Raw genomic sequence first — 16,276 nt, forward strand, 5'->3', positions numbered from 1 at the left:
AATGTCGAAGTATAGTAATAAGGAGTTTAATAAACTGGTTTATGTGAAAATGATAGAAAAGTTTTTTACGTAAATAGAGGTGAGAAAAATGAAGGGAAAACTTTCTCCATTTTTAATATTGCTTGCAGCAATGCTTTGGGGTACAACGGGTACAACTCAGGCCCTTGCCCCGGAGACAGCACACCCAATTGCTATTGGGGCTACACGCTTATTTGTTGGAGGTTTATTTTTATTATTAGTGGTTCTAGTAATCGGAAAACTCGACTTGAAAAATTGGCCAATCAAGACAACAATATTAGCTTCTTTAAGTATGGCGTTGTATCAACCGTTATTTTTCTCGGCGGTTTCGATGACGGGTGTGGCCATTGGGACGGTGGTAGCTATTGGGAGTGCACCTATTTTATCCGGTCTCATGGAATGGTTTTATTTAAAGGTGAGTCCATCTAAAATTTGGTGGTATTCTACGTTTCTTTCCATTTTAGGTTGCCTCATGCTCTTTAGCAATAAAGAATCAGTAAATGTAGAACCTATAGGAATAATTATGGCTCTTGGGGCAGGATTATCTTTCGCTTGTTACACCCTTATAAGTAGAAATATGGTAAAAAATCACTCCTCATTATCCGTAGTAGCGGTTGTTTTCACGCTGAGTGCAATCTGGCTATCCCCGTTTTTATTTATGTTTGATATGTCTTGGATAACGAGTCTTCAAGGTTTGGGTGTAAGTCTTCAACTTGGTATTATGGCAACTGGGATTGCATATTTCCTTTTTGCTAAAGGTCTGACACATATTTCTTCTTCAACTGCAGTCACACTTGCATTAGCAGAACCTTTAACAGCAGCACTATTAGGAGTTTTCTTATTAGGAGAACACTTAAACAGTACTTCTTGGTTAGGGATTTTCATTTTAATGCTAGGAATTGGAATTTTAATCAGGTCGCCCAAGAATTCTAGTAGCCAAAAGAAACTTAGAATGAATGACAATAAGAGTAAGAAAAATGGTTAGCGGTTTATCCGACCTCAATTTTCTGGCAAAATGAAGGAGGTAGGTGAGAGGCCAACTGCTCGTAATGGTCCGATAAGTGCGACTAACTGTCAGTTGGGGATGAAGGAAAACCCCCACTGATGGAAGTCTTCTTTATAAAAATGGAATTAACAAAAACAATATCTGTTTACGATTATAAAAAAGCTGAAAAAGGAGAGAATCCATGTATATTAGGCTTCCGAAAGAAACCAAAGATCAAATAAAAGAAGAATTGAAAGAATACGTTTATTACGAACGATCCGAAGAAATTGGAGATTTAGCAGCGGAAAACATGTTGGATTTTATTTTGAAAGAAATTGGTCCTTATTTTTATAACCAAGGCGTAAAGGATGCAAAAGAAATGGTGAATCAGAAGATGGTGAATTTGGAGGAAGATATGGAATCCTTAGAAAGACCAATTTCTCGCAATAGGTAGACGACGGGTTTAATTTCAATCGACTGTCAGTTTCAGACCATATAATTGAAAAAAGCTTATCGGACTAACAAAAAGGAGGAAAAGATGATAAGGAAACCTAAGTTATTTGTCATCATTATCTTGTTTTGCATTAGCTTAATATTAAATATTTATTTAGGGATTACAAGTTATCTTAAAAGCACCTATACCCCGGATTCGGACGATCTAGAATTCCTGGCAGAAATGACAAAAATGGTGCTTGAAAGTGAGCAATATGAAGAAATTGCCTCAAAGGAGCCTGTTTATGCAATTAAACAAGGAGTAAGTCGCTTCAACGTGGATGATCCATCTTCTGTTTTTCACTATGAGATTTATGTTCAAACGGATCAGCAAAGCTATATATTTACATGTAAGAATGAAGCTTGTTCAGATGTTGAGAATGGAGGTTGGACGTACTCAAGATATAGCGATGAAGAGCCTATATTACCTTTAAACGAAAACAAATGATTTGTAATCTCATTATCTTTTAAAAAGAGAAAATACATACATTAGTAATTATATGAAACAAAAGGAGTAACATCATAGTATTTTTGCTGATTTCTAGCTAGAGGGTTGAAAACACCGCACATGTTCTTCTTTGACTGAGACACACCTCTACCAAGCTGTTACGCATAAGATGTACGGTATGATTAATGGAAGGAGGGTCCCCTGTGTATTATTACGGTCACCCATACATGGTTTATCCATATTATCTGCCGCAGAGTATAGGTACGGTTCCTGTGAATTACGCCCCCATGTATCGAAATAATCTAATACAGAGTACGGTAAGACAGCAAAATCAATACCCGCCCGTTGATACCGAGCAGTTAGATAAATCCGTTCACAAGTTCCAGGATCTAATGAAACAGGCTAATTTATTACTTGCTAAATTAGCAGAAGATCCAGTATTTGCAAAGGAACTTATGACTGAAGCACAACAATCGAAATCGGAGAAAGTTAATAAAATGATTGAATCCACAGGAATTACCATTGATGTTAAAACGTCTTTTACCCCAACAGGCATAAGGATTATACTGAATAACTCTGAAATAGCTGGGCAATGTTGTAATCTGCTCATTGCACTACGTTGGTAGTATTGTAGATTTTAAGAGTGACTTAGTGTAAATGACCCTGGTTCCATACCAGAGTCATTTACTAGTTGCACCGATTATCGGTATCCGCACGCGATAAATCTGTACTCACCATATTCTTAATATCATGAGGTATGTGTCTTTTTTTAATTTTTAGGATAAGCATTCACGTTCATCGGCCTTATTTGGAACAATTTATAACACGTTCTTCATTTTTTATCGTCTAAAATCTGTAGAGAACTGACACTTGAGAGCGTGGAATAAATGTAAAGTAACGAGGAACACTTCTATTCCATAAATGAACATTTTCATCGACCCAATGTTGTAAACGGATTCTTAAATTAGTGGTGCTATTTTCGAAAGATTCGACTATAATGGTGGTAAGGGGAGGGTGCTAAAATGAAATGGCAAGAGGCGAGGGAAATATTCCCGGATCAATTTCTTTTAGTTTCAATTCTGGACTACCATTTTGAAGATGATAAAGCAATCATTGATGAAGTAGTACCGATTCGTCCAATTAATTTTGAAGACGCAAACAAAGAGCTTTCTAATGCTAAAGACGGAACGACCGTGTACCATACAGTGAATAAGAATTTCGTATTACATAGGTGGAAGCCCGTAAGAAAACTTAGACGAATAAAATGAATCCGTTTGCAACGTTGTAGAACTTTGTCTATATTAAAATAAAACCAAAGAAGATTCTTGAATAAAAAAGGTAAAGCAAAATTACTTGGCTGATGTATATAGCTTGGATTTCATTTCTATATTATAGAAGAAGCTCCCCATTGTTTGATATAATTAATAACAATGGAGGGGCTTATTTTGGCGCGGGAATATAGAAAAAAGGTGAGGTATTATGAAAAGAATTATTTTGTTTGATGGCGAATGTAATTTTTGTGATTATAGTGTTCAATTCATCATCAAAAGAGATCCAAAAGGACATTTTCAGTTTGCTTCGTTACAAAGTGAAATTGGAAAAGGATTATTGAAAAAATACAACGCCCCACTAGACATAGATAGTTTTGTATTAATAGAAGATAATCGGTGCTATTTCAAATCTTCTGCAGCCCTCCGAGTTTGCAAACACTTGAAGGGAGCATGGAAACTATTATACCTCTTACTAGTTGTTCCAAGCGCCTTAAGAGATTGCTTTTATGAAATAGTCGCTAAAAATAGATATAGATGGTTTGGAAAGAAGGAAAGTTGTATGTTACCTTCCCCGAATGAGAGAAAACGTTTTTTGGCAGACGAGGAAGTATAAATATTTGTGGCATGACAAAGGGGCCTCGTATATAAGATGGGTTATGATGCGTCATAAGTTAACAATAAATGAATACTGATATAAATCCACGGGTGCGGGTTTAAAAAAAACTTAGTTTGTTACAATTTCCCCATTAAACAGGAAAAGGATGAGGACGATGGTTCGTCGTTTGAAAAGGTTAAAGAATGTTGCTACGGTATTAAGCTTCTAAGTAAAAAAAGATTTATTCTACTTAGAAGCGAGGGAAAAGAATGAAACAACATCGATTTAATCACTGGTCAGAAATTAAGTATTTAAAGGATATTGTCACTAACCCCATGATTGAGGTAGGGGAGTATTCCTACTATTCCGGTTATTACGATAACTTTGATTTTGAAGACGGATGCGTTAGATACCTATGGGGAGATGAAAAATCAAGAAAGTTATTTAACCCTATTGAAGAACATGGTTGGCATTTAGATAAGTTGATCATAGGAAATTACGTATGCATTGCGAGTGGTGTAGTTATTTTAATGGGTGGAAATCACAATCATCATCCTGAATGGATTACAGTGTATCCTTTTGAGGAGCAAATTAAAACCTCCTACGAGCCAAAAGGGGATACGATCATCGAAAGTGATGCCTGGATTGGCATGAATGCAATGATTATGCTTGGTGTGACAGTAGGTGAAGGTGCAATTGTTGCGGCTGGATCGGTTGTTACAAAAGACGTCCCACCATATACGATAGTAGGCGGAAACCCCGTTAAAGAGATAAAGAAACGCTTTACAGACGAAGAAGTCGAAAAGTTAAAGGAAATGCGTTGGTACGATTGGGAACGTGAGAAAATTGAACGAGCTAGTCATATTTTGTCCAGCTCTTCTATTGACCAATTATATGAATTTTATCAAAGGGAAATAAAACTATAACGGTTTAATTATAGATCATCTTATTGAATAAAAACGAATAAGTTTAATAAGCCATAGTCTTCTTTCTTAATAGCTATATTTGGAAAATCAACGTTATAGCATATATTTTTGACCAAACTTTATTATATTCCAACACGAACATCTTTAATATAAAAGCTTGAGGAATAAACGAGGGAAAACCTTCTTATACAAGAGGATCCCTCGTTTATTTTAATTATGTATCCCATCATGGAGCATGCTTGGAAGAGCGTGCTTTATTTATTTCAAAATGAATTCGTTGTTTAGGATAGAATTATATAAAATTGGGCTAACGTCTAGTCAAATTTATTTATTACGAATAGCTTAATATCGTTAGGTATAGGTATTTGATTATATTCTTTGTTTTGCGATTTTACTGGAAATATAAGGAGGAAATCAAATGTATAATGAAGAGCAAGTTCCACAAATACAAGAAGTTGACGAGAGAATAATTGGTAGGCCATTTGGCCATGGTTTCGGTAGACCATTTGATTATGGCTTCGGCAGACCATTCGGTTATGGCTTCGGAGGCCCCTTTGTTGGAGGAGTTTTAGGTGGCCTATTAGGTAGTGCCTTAATCAGCCCTTATGCATATGGCTATGGTTATCCATATCCGTATTATGGAGGCTATGGTTATCCATATTATTATTAATTAAGAGAAAAATCAAAGGCTAGTGTTATTTACCATTAGTAGCATTGTTTTTTAAGCAAACTTAAGAAAAAGATCAGTATTCATGAGCAAATTCCGTATAATCTCCCTCACTTAATAATAAAGTAAACCCCCTACTCGATAAAAGTAGGGGATTTTTATCCTATAGATAATCTCTTCTCAAATCTTCCTGAGAGCGTGGGGAGATGTATGCTGGTGCTACATCATAAACGGTTTTTGCTCCGTATTGTTTTTCTTGACTTAGGCGGTGTGCTGCTCTTGCATACGCTACTAATACACTAGCGGTGAATTCTGGGTTACTGTCCAGTTTAAGGGAGAATTCATAAATTTGTTTGTTGTCTCCTGTGTTACCACCGCGAATGACAAATCCACCATGAGGAGCTTTTGAGTGATCACGTTGTAATTCTTCATCTGTTATAAAATTGACTTCTGTTTCGTAATCAGCAAAATAGTTTGGCATTGTTTTAATTTCATTTTCAATAGCTGCTGTGTCTGCACCCTCTTCTGCTACAATATAGCAAACACGACGGTGTTTTTCAGCAGTTTCTAGTTTTGGATTTTCGCCACTACGTACTTTTTCGATTGCCTTTTCAGATGGAATCGTGTATTGTACGCCATTTTTTACTCCATTTACTCTTCTTACTGCGTCAGAGTGTCCTTGGCTTAACCCTTTACCCCAGAATGTATAATTTTCACCATTTGGGATAATTGCATCAGCCATCACGCGGTTAATGGAAAATAAACCTGGGTCCCAACCTACTGAGATAATTGCAGTTGTATTGTTTTTGCTAGCTGCTTCATCCACGGATTGATAAAATTCGGGGATTTTAGCATGTGTATCAAAACTGTCTACTGTATTGAACATGCTTGCAAAGTGTGGAGTTTGTTCAGGTAAGTCTGTTGCAGATCCTCCGCAAAGGAGCATAACATCTATTTCATCTTTAAAATTAATTGCATCTGATATATGTACAGCTTTAACACTAGGTTCATTTAGTGTTAGAGATTCAGGTTCTCTTCTTGTAAAAACTGCTACTAATTCCATATCAGGAGTTTCTTTAATCGCTTTTACTGCACCTTTTCCTAGATTTCCGTAACCAACGATTCCTAGTCTAATTTTGTCAGCCATTCTTAGTCCTCCTTTAGTTATTACTTATCTACTTATATTACTTTAAATAATTTTCCATGATAAATCAAATGTGAATACTGATTTTGCAGCTTACCCATGTCTGTTGCATTTAGTAAAAGTCGCTTAAGGACAAATTCAATGTCAGGTAAGTTGAATGTTAAGCTAATAATCGCCATTCTTGTCCAGGCTACATGTTCTTCCCATAGACTACGCATGTCATTTCTATAATCTACCTCGGCCTGACTGATGCAATGTTCAGGTTGCCTCGTAATATTTTCAGAAATAGGTATGGAAATTTGCTGACCAATATAAAGATGATTGGGATTAACAAATGGATTTAGCGCAAGGATATGGTTAACAGTTGTGTTGTATCTTTGGGCTAAGATCCAGTAATCATCTCCTGGTTGGATAGAGTGGGTGTATAATCTTTCCAATTTTTTCGCTCCCTTTAGTAATTTGACTAAACTTCCGTAATACAATATTCATATAAGAATAAACAGGTGAATTTTTTGAAGAGTATAAAATTAACATATTCCCTTGAAAGATTCATTACAGAAAGATAATTCAGAATATGTTACACTAAAATAAATGGTTTTTGCTTTTGGAGAGGAGTCCGAGATTTTGGATTTACAGAAAAAAGTATCGAAGCTTTCGAAAGATGAATTAGTAGAATTAGTCCTATATCTTGTTGAAGGGGACGAAGATGTGGGGAGAAAGGCAGAGTTTAAGCTTTTGACCCCTAATGATGAAGTGAAAGCTAGTAAACAACTAATCAGAAAATATATAAACGAGAATAAGAGGCAAGGGTTTATTTCCTGGAGAAATGTCCATGCTGCGTTGCAAGGAGCAGAGATGGTCCTTGACAAAGGCCGAGAAAAATTGGTGAACGGGGAGGAAGATACTGCAATTCGATTAGGAATTTCCGTACTTTCCATTGTGATAGATATGCTTCAGTACACCGATGATTCAGGCGGAGAAGTAGGGTATATTGTGAATGAAAGCATTACACTTCTGAAGGATGCCTCGTCTATGATTCTAGTATCAACTGACCTCCGAATACAAGATAAAATGTTCCAACTAATTTTGAAGGAATCTATGCAAAAACGATATGATGGCTGGAATGATATACGCTATGAATTATTAGATGTTTGCACGATTTATTCCGCTCGTATCCATGCAAGACTTAAGTTGGAAGAAACACTGGAAAAACTTCTGGCTGATATTTCGACTATTTCCTCAAGGTCTTCAGATTATGATCAGCAGTCTATTAAACAATTGCAGCTGAAAATTCTAGAACGAAATGGGGAACTAGATAAAGCGGAGCAACTTATTAATGATAACTTAGATTTTGACGAGTTTAGAGAACTAGCGATTGAAAAAGAAATGGCTAATGGCAGTTATGACACGGCCTTAAAAATATGTGAAGACGGGGAAGAGAATGATTGTGACTATCCAGGTCTTCTAAAGAAGTGGAAACAATATCGGTTACAAATTTATGAAGCGATAGAGGACATGGAAAAACAAAAAGAGGTATTGCTTGATTTTGTTTATGATAATGAATATGAAGCATATGCGAAACTAAAAGATTTATATTCTGAAGAGGAATGGAACGATGTTTTAGATAAAATTTTTGATGTATTTGAAAATAAGTCTGGTTACTTGCCGCATGTTTATGTGTATATAGCTAAAACAGAAAACAGAAGTGATAAAGTACTTATATACTGCGAGCAATCACCAATTACCATTGTAGAGCTCTATCCATATTTAATAAATGATTATCCCGAAAAGGTAGAAGATATATTTACAAAATATATAAGATTTGAGGCAGATCACGCTTCGGAAAGAAAAACATATCGTAACGTTTGCCGAAAACTTACCGTATTCAAGGAAGCATGTGGAGAAACGAAATTTAAGGAGCTAGTAAAAGAACTGAAGCAAACTTATGACCGAAAACCTGCATTTTTGAATGAGTTAGAGAAAGTGGAAAAATAGGTAAAGCTAATTTAGCGTAATTATTTCAAAATTACAAAGAAGAATAGGATTAAAGTAATCATTAGTAAAGATGCTGGATATTCTTTCTGCCCCTTTTGTACTGTAAATAATTATAACTTTATACTTTCCTGCTTTCAAAAAAACGAGATTGCTACAAGTCAAGTAGCTTTCTCGTTTTTTCATTTATCCCTTACTGATTGATTGTAGTTTGTTTTTCATATATTTTTTTCGAAAAGTGATCCAAGTGGTTTTTAATGAGGAGTACAATCCGATTGCTGCTGCTCCATAAAAACCTCCCATAAAAATCCCAGCTATTAAATCGTGACGGTGACTAATGAATATGGAGATTAGAAAACCTAAAGCTGATGCGATAGTAGGAAAATATTTATGAGGAATTGGAAATAGCTTAAAAAACTGTGTAATGATTACAATTAGTGGCACTGCAATAACTGCATCCCAAAAGTTTGTGTGTATTTCAGGAAATGACATAGACCTCACTCCTTATTCTTGTTTGATATTCATATTGTAAACATTAATTACATTTTTATCCTACCTAAACAGGTAGTAAGACTCTCGCCTCAAATTTCTAGGGAAACAAAGAGGGTAGGTGAGACATTAACCTACCGTAAAGATCCTATAAGTACGACTAATCATCAGTGGGGAATGAAGGAACGGATAGCCCAAGAACAATAAAAGCAAAATAAGCGTTCAATTACTTCCATTCATTGTATGATGGTAATGGAGGCGGTTCAAAAAAATCCGCTGAACACGACACTTCGCAATTTTTAAAAAAATAGAAGGAGGAGTTCGATTGTCCACAAAAACGATATTAAGTATAGCGGAAAGAAGAAAGGCATTGGAAGATCGCTATCCAATCTGGCCAAGGGATACGATTGCAAGACATTTTGAAAAAGCATGCTCAGAATATAAAGATAGACCGTATATGTACATAGATGGAAAAGAATTAACATACGGAGAAGTATGGGACCTGGCAGTTCAATATGCGAAAGCGTTCATGAAACTTGGGGTAAAACGAAGAGATCATATCGCGATTTTAATGAATAATGATGCTACGTATCCATCTTTAATGATTGCGTCCTCCATGGTTGGGGCAGTGTTTATTCCAATTAATGCGATGCTTACGAAAGATGAGCTAGGGTATATTGTTTCTCAATCGGATACACAGTATTTGTTAGTACAGCAAACGGTAAAAAATCAACGTCATGCAGAAGTAGTAGCAGAATTGCTGGATACTCCAGAATTTCAGGAGAATAGCCAGATTGAAAAAGTGATAGGTATCCCGACTGATGAGAAAGATGCAATGGATAGACGTTTTCTTCTTTGGAATGATTTTCTAAAAGGGTCGGATTCCATTACCGATGAGGAGTTCCAACAAAGATGGGATGAGTCTCGTTACCCTGATGAGGTAGCTATAATTATGTATACATCTGGTTCAACAGGGAGTCCAAAAGGTGTTATGCTAACGGAAGATATGCTTCTTCGTGCTAGTTATGCCACATGTATGAGTAGAGCAATTGAAGATGGTCGTGTCACATTTGCACCATTGCCGTTTTATCATTGCTTTGCGATTATTGAAGCGATTTTAGCGATGTCCTTTGTTGGGGGTTCGTTTATTTCGGCTCTCGGGGCATCACCACTTCAGTCTTTACAATTAATGGAAAAATATAAAGCAAATGACTATTTATGTGTTCCATCTACTTTGGTACCATTGTTAAATCATCCACGTGTTTCGGAATTTGATTTATCGAATCTTTTTGCCATGTGGTGCGGTGCGGCACCTGCTCCTATTCCCGTTTGGCAAAAAGCAATGAATGTATTGGGACTAACAGAAATGATTACAGGTTATGGACAAACAGAGGTTTCTTCATCAGGAGTAACAACGGAAATTGGCGATCCATTAGAGCGTATTTCCACAAGAGTAGGACGTCCAAAATTAGGTGGTTCCAGTAGTGTAACGGAATTTAACGGAAGTAATGTTCAATATAAAACGATTGATCCGGACACAAGAAAAACCTTACCAGCTGGTTCTGTCGGTGAACTTGTAGTTAGAGGAAACACAGTAACGCATGGCTATTATAAGAAACCTAAAGAAACAGCGGAAGCGATCGATAAAGACGGATGGTTACGTACTGGAGATGTAGGTAGAATCGATGAAAATGGCTATATCCAGCTTCTTGGAAGAAGTAAGGAAATGTACAAGGTTTCTGGAGAATTAGTATCCCCGCGTGAAGTGGAGGTCGTTATTTCTGAGCATCCGGCAGTTAGTCAAGTCAACGTCATTGGAGTACCGGATTCCATAACAACAGAAATAGGAGCAGCTTTTATTGAGCTTAAACTAGGCGAAACTTGTACAAGAAGAGATATAATAGAATGGTGTTCTTCTCGGCTAGCAAAGTTTAAAATACCACGTCATGTATGGTTTGTCGAAGCATCTGAATGGCCAATGACAAGTACAGGTAAAGTTCAAAAATTTCGTCTAAAAGATATTGCTAAAGCTAAACTATCTTAATAATAGAAAATTAAGTAAGGAGAGACAAAAATGACAGATAGATGGCATCAAGAAAATATGCGTGTCCAATATAAAGATACAGATCAGATGGGTGTCGTACATCACGGAAATTATGTAACGTGGTTTGAGGTAAGCCGCACAGAATGGATTCGCCACTACGGATTTGCTTATAGTAAAATGGAGGAATACGGAGTTCTTCTTCCTGTATTAGATGTAAACATTCAATATAAGAAATCCGCTCACTACGATGATTGCGTAGCGGTTTTTTCAAAAGTTACCAAATATTCCCCAGTACGTATTGAATTTTATTATGAAGTAAGAAAAATAAGTGAGGAAGAATTTGCACAAGAAAAAGGGGAAACAATGGAACCCTTTGGTGAGCTACTTGCAAAAGGAACGACGAAACATATGTGGGTAAACCAGGAATGGAAACCAGTGCGAATGAATAAAGTCGCACCAGAAATTTATGAAGTTCTTGAAAAAGTTATGGGGTAGGGGGGCATTGCACCTCCCCAATTCCACCTACTTTTGCGCCATATTTAATTCTCTTTTATCTAAAGTACCTGAGTTCGACAGTTGCTCACATTCATGAAAAGCAAAATGCTTACACCCAAGACATTTCTGAAAATTAATTTTCGTTAAAGCAACGTTAATTGCTTCACCAGTCCGTTCAAATATATGTTCTTCCCCTACTTCCTTGTATAAACCAGATAGTCTCATTTGCTCTTTTATTTCTGGTTGAAGACCGGAAATAAGAATAGTTCCACCATTTTTCCTAAAGTATTGAACGATATTTCTAAAGTTGGCTTCTCCTGTTGTATCCATAAATGGAACATTGCCCATCCGTAATATCAACACTTTTGGTTTGTAATGGATAGACTCCATGACTCGTTGTTCAAAAAGTTGCGCCGCACCAAAGAAAAGAGGCCCTTCAATGGTATAGATGCTAATTTGTGGACAATCATGAGTATCATGGACTACATGAGATGCAACAGTTTCATGTTGATTGCTATGGTCGGGTAGTACTCTGGAAACTATGGAAATGTTACTCATTCGCTTTGCAAATAATACAAGTGCCAGAATAAGACCTACTAATACCGCCGTTGTAATACTAGTAAATACGGTCAAAAGAAATGTAACTAATAGAACGAGAGAGTCCCCAGTTTTTAACTGTAATAAATGTGCAAACTGTTTTCTTTCTGCCATATTCCATGCCACAATCATTAAGACTGGCGCTATACTTGCTAATGGAATTTGGGAGGCATAAGGTGCAAAGATAAGGACAGTCATTAAGACAATAACGCCATGGATAACACCTGACATGCGGGTAGCCGCCCCAGATTTAATATTGGTTGCTGTTCTCGCAATAGCTCCTGTAGCAGGAATACCACCAAATAAAGGCGTGACGATATTCGCAACCCCTTGGCCAACTAATTCTCGGTTACTATTATGTTTACTATTAGTCATTCCATCTGCAACCACTGCTGATAATAAAGATTCAATACCGCCCAATGCAGCGATGGTAAAGGCAGGGACTAATAAATACATGATTCGTTCCAATGTTATTTCTGGAAAATGAAATGTTGGCAATTGACTCGGAATATTACCATAAGTTGAACCGATTGTGGCAATGTTTTCTTTGAAGAATAGCATCGCAATGATGGTAGAGATAATGAGACCAATAATCGATCCAGGTATTTTTGGGAATAACTTTGGTGTAATTAAAATAACAACTAAACACACGATAGCTGTGATAATACTATATAGATTAATAGAATTTAGATGAAGAAGAATTTCCTTCATGTTATCGATGAATTTTTCATGCTTCTCTAAATCGGATAATCCTAGAAAGTTGCCAATTTGTCCAGAAAATATAATGACAGCAATCCCTGAAGTAAATCCAATCGTTACCGGACGTGGGATATATTTTATTAATGACCCGATTTTGAAAAAGCCCATAATACACAACATAACCCCGGCTAATAAACCAGCAAGTAATAAATCTTCATATCCATAAGTGATGACAATGCCGAGTAGTATGGGAACAAAAGCGCCGGTAGGACCCCCAATTTGAAATTTGGAACCACCAAGAATCGAGATAATAATCCCTGCGATACAAGAAGTATAAATACCGTACTCTGGTTTTACACCGGACGCGATAGCAAAAGCCATGGCCAAAGGGATCGCGATGACGCCGACAATCGTTCCCGAAAGAAGATCCTTTTGAAAGTGATTCCATGAGTAACCGTTTAAACGTTCAAACAAAAGCCCCTTCATTTCTTTATCTATACCCCTTTAAGTTATTATTAATCTATTTAAATTGCTGTCTAAATCTTTACTTTTTATCTAATTCCTTATACATAGATATCGTATTAATTAGGTGGTTATCGAATATTTCCTTTGCCACCTCAAGTAATTTAATAATGGAAGGGTCGCGGAGAGAATAGATAACTCTTTTTCCGTCCTTCGTTCCAACAACAATATTTTTTGCCCGTAATACACTTAGTTGTTGAGAAACATTAGAACCCTCACTGTTTAAAACACTCTGTATTTCATTCACACTCTTATCACCCTCTGCCAATAATTCTAAAATACGAATTCTTAATGGATGAGCTAGTGCTTTAAAAAAATCTGCTTTAAACTCCTGTAAATCAGACCACAATGGAAAAACACCCTTTCAACTAAACATATTCAAATATTTGAATATGTATATCTAACTATACCCCATCTTTATCGTAATGACAAGGGGCGGCATGAACAGGAAAAGCCATCCAAGAAAATTGGATGGCTTTTCAAGTGTTTATAAGATGACAAATCATACTTTTAATTTACCTTTTGTTTCGTATAAGGGATTTTTAAAATTTTCCTTTAAGTACTGAAGTCCATATAATAAATAAGCTTTATAATGGAGATAACAGAAAAATTGTAATTTGTTTAACCTATGAAGTTTGACAATCCTTATTTTCTTTAGAATACCCATAAAAATGAATGCAAATAATCCATGAGATATTATATTAACAATTACAAACTTCTTGAAATTGCTATACGTATATTTCAGAATCCACATGGAAGCTGGCATATATGGACCAATACTAAACGGAAGCTCATTGGTTAAAAAGCTTCCTTTCTTATTGTAAAAAATCCACCACTTCTTTTTATTACCTATTATATGATTAATGGTTTCGAAAATCACGATGATTAGTCCGGAAATGGAATAGCGTTTAAAGCTTCGTTTCCCAATAAAAATGACAGATAACCAAGGAATTACTATAAGTAACATATTAAAAAGGATATATCGTAGTTTGGAAGACATGGTCAAAAGAACTCCTTTTTTTCGTGATAACCATAATATTCCCAACTACCTTATTCATATCCATTTTTGGCCAGTTTTTAGTAGGTAGGGAAAGCATAAACATCTTTACGATGGGGCTCCGATTACTTACCACATTGTAAAGATTTGAATAAGTGCAACTAAGGCACTTGCCTAACCTAAAATGCCAAGTTTTTTAATAGTAGAAATATTGTCTGAGTACTAATTAAAACTAAGCATACAATGGTTATTTTCTATCTAACAGGGGTATTGTATAGAAAAGGGGGGAATAAGATTGCATTACGTCATTATAGGTGGTGTTGCTGCAGGGATGAGTGCAGCAATGGAGATTGTTCGTACGGATGAATCAGCGGAAATTACGGTTTTAGAACGAGGTACCGATTATTCATACGGGCAGTGCGGGTTACCTTATGTAGTAAATGGAGTAGTTCCTTCATTAGATGATGTAGTTGCCCGAAGTGTTAAGACATTCAGAGAAAAATATCATATGGATGCAAGAGTAAATACAGAGGTAACTAACATAGATGTGCAAGACCAAAAGGTGAAAGGGATCGATACAGAAACGAAAGAGACTATTGAAGTTCCATATGATCGCTTACTAATCGCTTCAGGTTCCGACCCAATTGTTCCGGATTGGGAAGGAGTTCAATTAAAAGGGATTCATACATTGAAAACATTACGTGATACGGAAGGAATGATGAACGACTTAACTGACAATGTAAACCATGTCACGATTGTTGGTGGAGGATATGTCGGTTTAGAAATGGCTGAAAGTTTTAAAACACTCGGCAAAATGTAACCCTTATTCAACGTGGCCAACAAGTGGCGAAGATTTTTGATGAGGATATGGCCGAGCTTATTCATGAGGAAGCAAAGAAAAACGATATTGAACTGATATTAGGGGAATCCGTTGAAGCCTTTTTAGGTAAGGACCGAGTAGAAGCGGTAAAAACGGACAAGCGATCACATGATACTGACTTCGTTCTATTAGCTATTGGGGTGCAGCCAAACACAAGCATCTTAAAAGATACAGGTATCCATATGAATGAACAAGGAGCCATTCATGTGAATGCATATATGAAAACATCGATTAAAAATATTTATTCAGCAGGAGACTGTGCGACGCAGTATCATATAGTAAAACAACTAGATGATCACATTCCATTAGGGACAACTGCTAATAAACAAGGAAGAATCGCTGGAGCAAATATGGCAGGAAATCCATTATCGTTTAAAGGGATTGTAGGAACATCGATTGTGAAATTTTTTGATTTAACGTTAGGAAGAACAGGTTTATCGGAAAGAGAGGCAAAACAATTAAATCTGCCGTATTCCATACAGACGACGAAAGCAAATTCACATGCAGGGTATTACCCAGGTGGGGAAACATTGCATATTAAACTTCTCTACCATACAAAGACTAGTGAATTACTTGGTGGTCAAATAATCGGTAAAAAAGGTGTGGATAAACGAATCGATGTGTTAGCTACTGCACTGTATAATAAAATGACCATTCACCAACTGCTAGATTTAGACCTTGCCTATGCTCCACCGTACAATGGAGTGTGGGATCCAACGCAACAAATGGCGAGAAAGGTGTAGAGACAGTGGGTCAGTGGGTTCCATGTCCCGCTTGCTTTGATGAAATTTTTATCAAGAATCACCACTAGGATATCAGTATTCGAGGGCAAGAAATCAGGAATCACCACTAGGATATCAGTACACGGAAGCGAGATATCGGTAAATACCACTAGGATATCAGTACACGGAAGCAAGATATCGGTAAACACTGCTGGGATATCAGTACACGGAAGCAAGATATCGGTAAACACTGCTGGGATATCAGTACACGGAAGCAAGATATCGGTAAACAC

General features: G+C 36.5%; 18 protein-coding genes and 1 pseudogene. 13 read left to right on the forward strand and 6 right to left on the reverse strand.

Going from position 1 to position 16,276, the window contains the following annotated elements; genetic code table 11:
* Positions 1–88 precede the first annotated feature (88 nt).
* From ACFQ18_RS09805 to ACFQ18_RS09840, 8 genes are all read left to right on the forward strand, one after another.
* Positions 89–1,003: a DMT family transporter gene (locus tag ACFQ18_RS09805; protein ID WP_204798199.1), complete on the forward strand. Its 915-nt coding sequence runs from the start codon at positions 89–91 to the stop codon at positions 1,001–1,003.
* Positions 1,004–1,205: 202 nt separating this feature from the next.
* Complete coding sequence (locus ACFQ18_RS09810) at positions 1,206–1,457, forward strand: DUF2164 domain-containing protein (protein WP_047183980.1); 252 nt, start codon at positions 1,206–1,208, stop codon at positions 1,455–1,457.
* 84 nt (positions 1,458–1,541) lie between these two features.
* Entirely contained in the window at positions 1,542–1,943 is a 402-nt protein-coding gene (locus ACFQ18_RS09815) for a hypothetical protein (protein WP_047183981.1), read from the forward strand.
* A 203-nt stretch (positions 1,944–2,146) separates the two neighbouring features.
* Positions 2,147–2,569 carry a hypothetical protein gene (locus ACFQ18_RS09820; protein ID WP_204798200.1) on the forward strand — a complete coding sequence of 141 codons (423 nt, stop codon included), beginning with the start codon at positions 2,147–2,149 and terminating at the stop codon, positions 2,567–2,569.
* Between the two features lie 396 nt (positions 2,570–2,965).
* Complete coding sequence (locus ACFQ18_RS09825) at positions 2,966–3,211, forward strand: hypothetical protein (protein ID WP_047183982.1); 246 nt, start codon at positions 2,966–2,968, stop codon at positions 3,209–3,211.
* A gap of 211 nt (positions 3,212–3,422) precedes the next feature.
* Positions 3,423–3,827 carry a thiol-disulfide oxidoreductase DCC family protein gene (locus ACFQ18_RS09830; RefSeq protein WP_060669008.1) on the forward strand — a complete coding sequence of 135 codons (405 nt, stop codon included), beginning with the start codon at positions 3,423–3,425 and terminating at the stop codon, positions 3,825–3,827.
* A gap of 251 nt (positions 3,828–4,078) precedes the next feature.
* Positions 4,079–4,735, forward strand: a complete 657-nt coding sequence (locus ACFQ18_RS09835; protein ID WP_204798201.1) for a CatB-related O-acetyltransferase — start codon at positions 4,079–4,081, stop codon at positions 4,733–4,735.
* Between the two features lie 418 nt (positions 4,736–5,153).
* Positions 5,154–5,405 (forward strand): hypothetical protein, encoded by a 252-nt coding sequence (locus tag ACFQ18_RS09840; RefSeq protein ID WP_204798202.1) that lies wholly within the window; start codon positions 5,154–5,156, stop codon positions 5,403–5,405.
* 160 nt (positions 5,406–5,565) lie between these two features.
* On the opposite strand, the gene ACFQ18_RS09845 is transcribed toward ACFQ18_RS09840, so the two are convergent.
* The gene (locus ACFQ18_RS09845) at positions 5,566–6,549 is read right to left on the reverse strand and encodes a diaminopimelate dehydrogenase (protein ID WP_047183986.1); all 984 of its coding nucleotides are present in this window, start codon (positions 6,547–6,549) and stop codon (positions 5,566–5,568) included.
* Positions 6,550–6,581: 32 nt separating this feature from the next.
* Positions 6,582–6,983 carry a LysM peptidoglycan-binding domain-containing protein gene (locus tag ACFQ18_RS09850; RefSeq protein ID WP_052771620.1) on the reverse strand — a complete coding sequence of 134 codons (402 nt, stop codon included), beginning with the start codon at positions 6,981–6,983 and terminating at the stop codon, positions 6,582–6,584.
* A 187-nt stretch (positions 6,984–7,170) separates the two neighbouring features.
* Here ACFQ18_RS09850 and ACFQ18_RS09855 point away from each other — a divergent pair, with 187 nt between their 5' ends.
* Complete coding sequence (locus ACFQ18_RS09855) at positions 7,171–8,541, forward strand: hypothetical protein (RefSeq protein WP_060669200.1); 1,371 nt, start codon at positions 7,171–7,173, stop codon at positions 8,539–8,541.
* Positions 8,542–8,724: 183 nt separating this feature from the next.
* On the opposite strand, the gene ACFQ18_RS09860 is transcribed toward ACFQ18_RS09855, so the two are convergent.
* Positions 8,725–9,030 (reverse strand): hypothetical protein, encoded by a 306-nt coding sequence (locus ACFQ18_RS09860; RefSeq protein ID WP_145524263.1) that lies wholly within the window; start codon positions 9,028–9,030, stop codon positions 8,725–8,727.
* 322 nt (positions 9,031–9,352) lie between these two features.
* Here ACFQ18_RS09860 and ACFQ18_RS09865 point away from each other — a divergent pair, with 322 nt between their 5' ends.
* Positions 9,353–11,071, forward strand: a complete 1,719-nt coding sequence (locus ACFQ18_RS09865) for a class I adenylate-forming enzyme family protein (RefSeq protein WP_060669202.1) — start codon at positions 9,353–9,355, stop codon at positions 11,069–11,071.
* Positions 11,072–11,101: 30 nt separating this feature from the next.
* Positions 11,102–11,566 (forward strand): acyl-CoA thioesterase, encoded by a 465-nt coding sequence (locus ACFQ18_RS09870; protein WP_047183990.1) that lies wholly within the window; start codon positions 11,102–11,104, stop codon positions 11,564–11,566.
* A gap of 27 nt (positions 11,567–11,593) precedes the next feature.
* Here the strand turns inward: ACFQ18_RS09870 and ACFQ18_RS09875 are convergent, their stop codons facing one another.
* The 3 genes from ACFQ18_RS09875 to ACFQ18_RS09885 form a co-directional block, all read right to left on the reverse strand.
* Positions 11,594–13,348: a SulP family inorganic anion transporter gene (locus ACFQ18_RS09875; RefSeq protein ID WP_047183991.1), complete on the reverse strand. Its 1,755-nt coding sequence runs from the start codon at positions 13,346–13,348 to the stop codon at positions 11,594–11,596.
* A gap of 58 nt (positions 13,349–13,406) precedes the next feature.
* Complete coding sequence (locus ACFQ18_RS09880) at positions 13,407–13,733, reverse strand: ArsR/SmtB family transcription factor (RefSeq protein WP_047183992.1); 327 nt, start codon at positions 13,731–13,733, stop codon at positions 13,407–13,409.
* A 153-nt stretch (positions 13,734–13,886) separates the two neighbouring features.
* On the reverse strand, positions 13,887–14,384 hold the full coding sequence (locus ACFQ18_RS09885; RefSeq protein WP_047183993.1) for a hypothetical protein: 498 nt from the start codon (positions 14,382–14,384) through the stop codon (positions 13,887–13,889).
* Between the two features lie 340 nt (positions 14,385–14,724).
* Here ACFQ18_RS09885 and ACFQ18_RS09890 point away from each other — a divergent pair.
* Positions 14,725–15,533 (forward strand): annotated as a pseudogene (locus ACFQ18_RS09890) (NAD(P)/FAD-dependent oxidoreductase); the annotation flags it as partial.
* Positions 15,534–15,611: 78 nt separating this feature from the next.
* A complete protein-coding gene (locus tag ACFQ18_RS09895; protein ID WP_379566273.1) occupies positions 15,612–16,004 on the forward strand; it encodes a hypothetical protein in 393 nt (130 codons plus the stop codon).
* The last annotated feature ends 272 nt before the right edge of the window (positions 16,005–16,276 follow it).

Origin of the sequence: Oceanobacillus caeni (genome assembly GCF_042678465.1) — a bacterium.
GTDB lineage: Bacteria > Bacillota > Bacilli > Bacillales > Amphibacillaceae > Oceanobacillus > Oceanobacillus caeni.

What these genes read in the sequence shown, in the direction of transcription:
- ACFQ18_RS09805 (WP_204798199.1), top strand. Translation starts at nt 89, where the DNA reads ATGAAGGGAAAACTTTCTCCATTTTTAATATTGCTTGCAGCAATGCTT.
- ACFQ18_RS09810 (WP_047183980.1), top strand. Translation starts at nt 1,206, where the DNA reads ATGTATATTAGGCTTCCGAAAGAAACCAAAGATCAAATAAAAGAAGAA.
- ACFQ18_RS09815 (WP_047183981.1), top strand. Translation starts at nt 1,542, where the DNA reads ATGATAAGGAAACCTAAGTTATTTGTCATCATTATCTTGTTTTGCATT.
- ACFQ18_RS09825 (WP_047183982.1), top strand. Translation starts at nt 2,966, where the DNA reads ATGAAATGGCAAGAGGCGAGGGAAATATTCCCGGATCAATTTCTTTTA.
- ACFQ18_RS09830 (WP_060669008.1), top strand. Translation starts at nt 3,423, where the DNA reads ATGAAAAGAATTATTTTGTTTGATGGCGAATGTAATTTTTGTGATTAT.
- ACFQ18_RS09835 (WP_204798201.1), top strand. Translation starts at nt 4,079, where the DNA reads ATGAAACAACATCGATTTAATCACTGGTCAGAAATTAAGTATTTAAAG.
- ACFQ18_RS09840 (WP_204798202.1), top strand. Translation starts at nt 5,154, where the DNA reads ATGTATAATGAAGAGCAAGTTCCACAAATACAAGAAGTTGACGAGAGA.
- ACFQ18_RS09845 (WP_047183986.1), bottom strand. Translation starts at nt 6,549, where the DNA reads ATGGCTGACAAAATTAGACTAGGAATCGTTGGTTACGGAAATCTAGGA.
- ACFQ18_RS09860 (WP_145524263.1), bottom strand. Translation starts at nt 9,030, where the DNA reads ATGTCATTTCCTGAAATACACACAAACTTTTGGGATGCAGTTATTGCA.
- ACFQ18_RS09870 (WP_047183990.1), top strand. Translation starts at nt 11,102, where the DNA reads ATGACAGATAGATGGCATCAAGAAAATATGCGTGTCCAATATAAAGAT.
- ACFQ18_RS09875 (WP_047183991.1), bottom strand. Translation starts at nt 13,348, where the DNA reads ATGAAGGGGCTTTTGTTTGAACGTTTAAACGGTTACTCATGGAATCAC.
- ACFQ18_RS09885 (WP_047183993.1), bottom strand. Translation starts at nt 14,384, where the DNA reads ATGTCTTCCAAACTACGATATATCCTTTTTAATATGTTACTTATAGTA.
- ACFQ18_RS09895 (WP_379566273.1), top strand. Translation starts at nt 15,612, where the DNA reads ATGGCAGGAAATCCATTATCGTTTAAAGGGATTGTAGGAACATCGATT.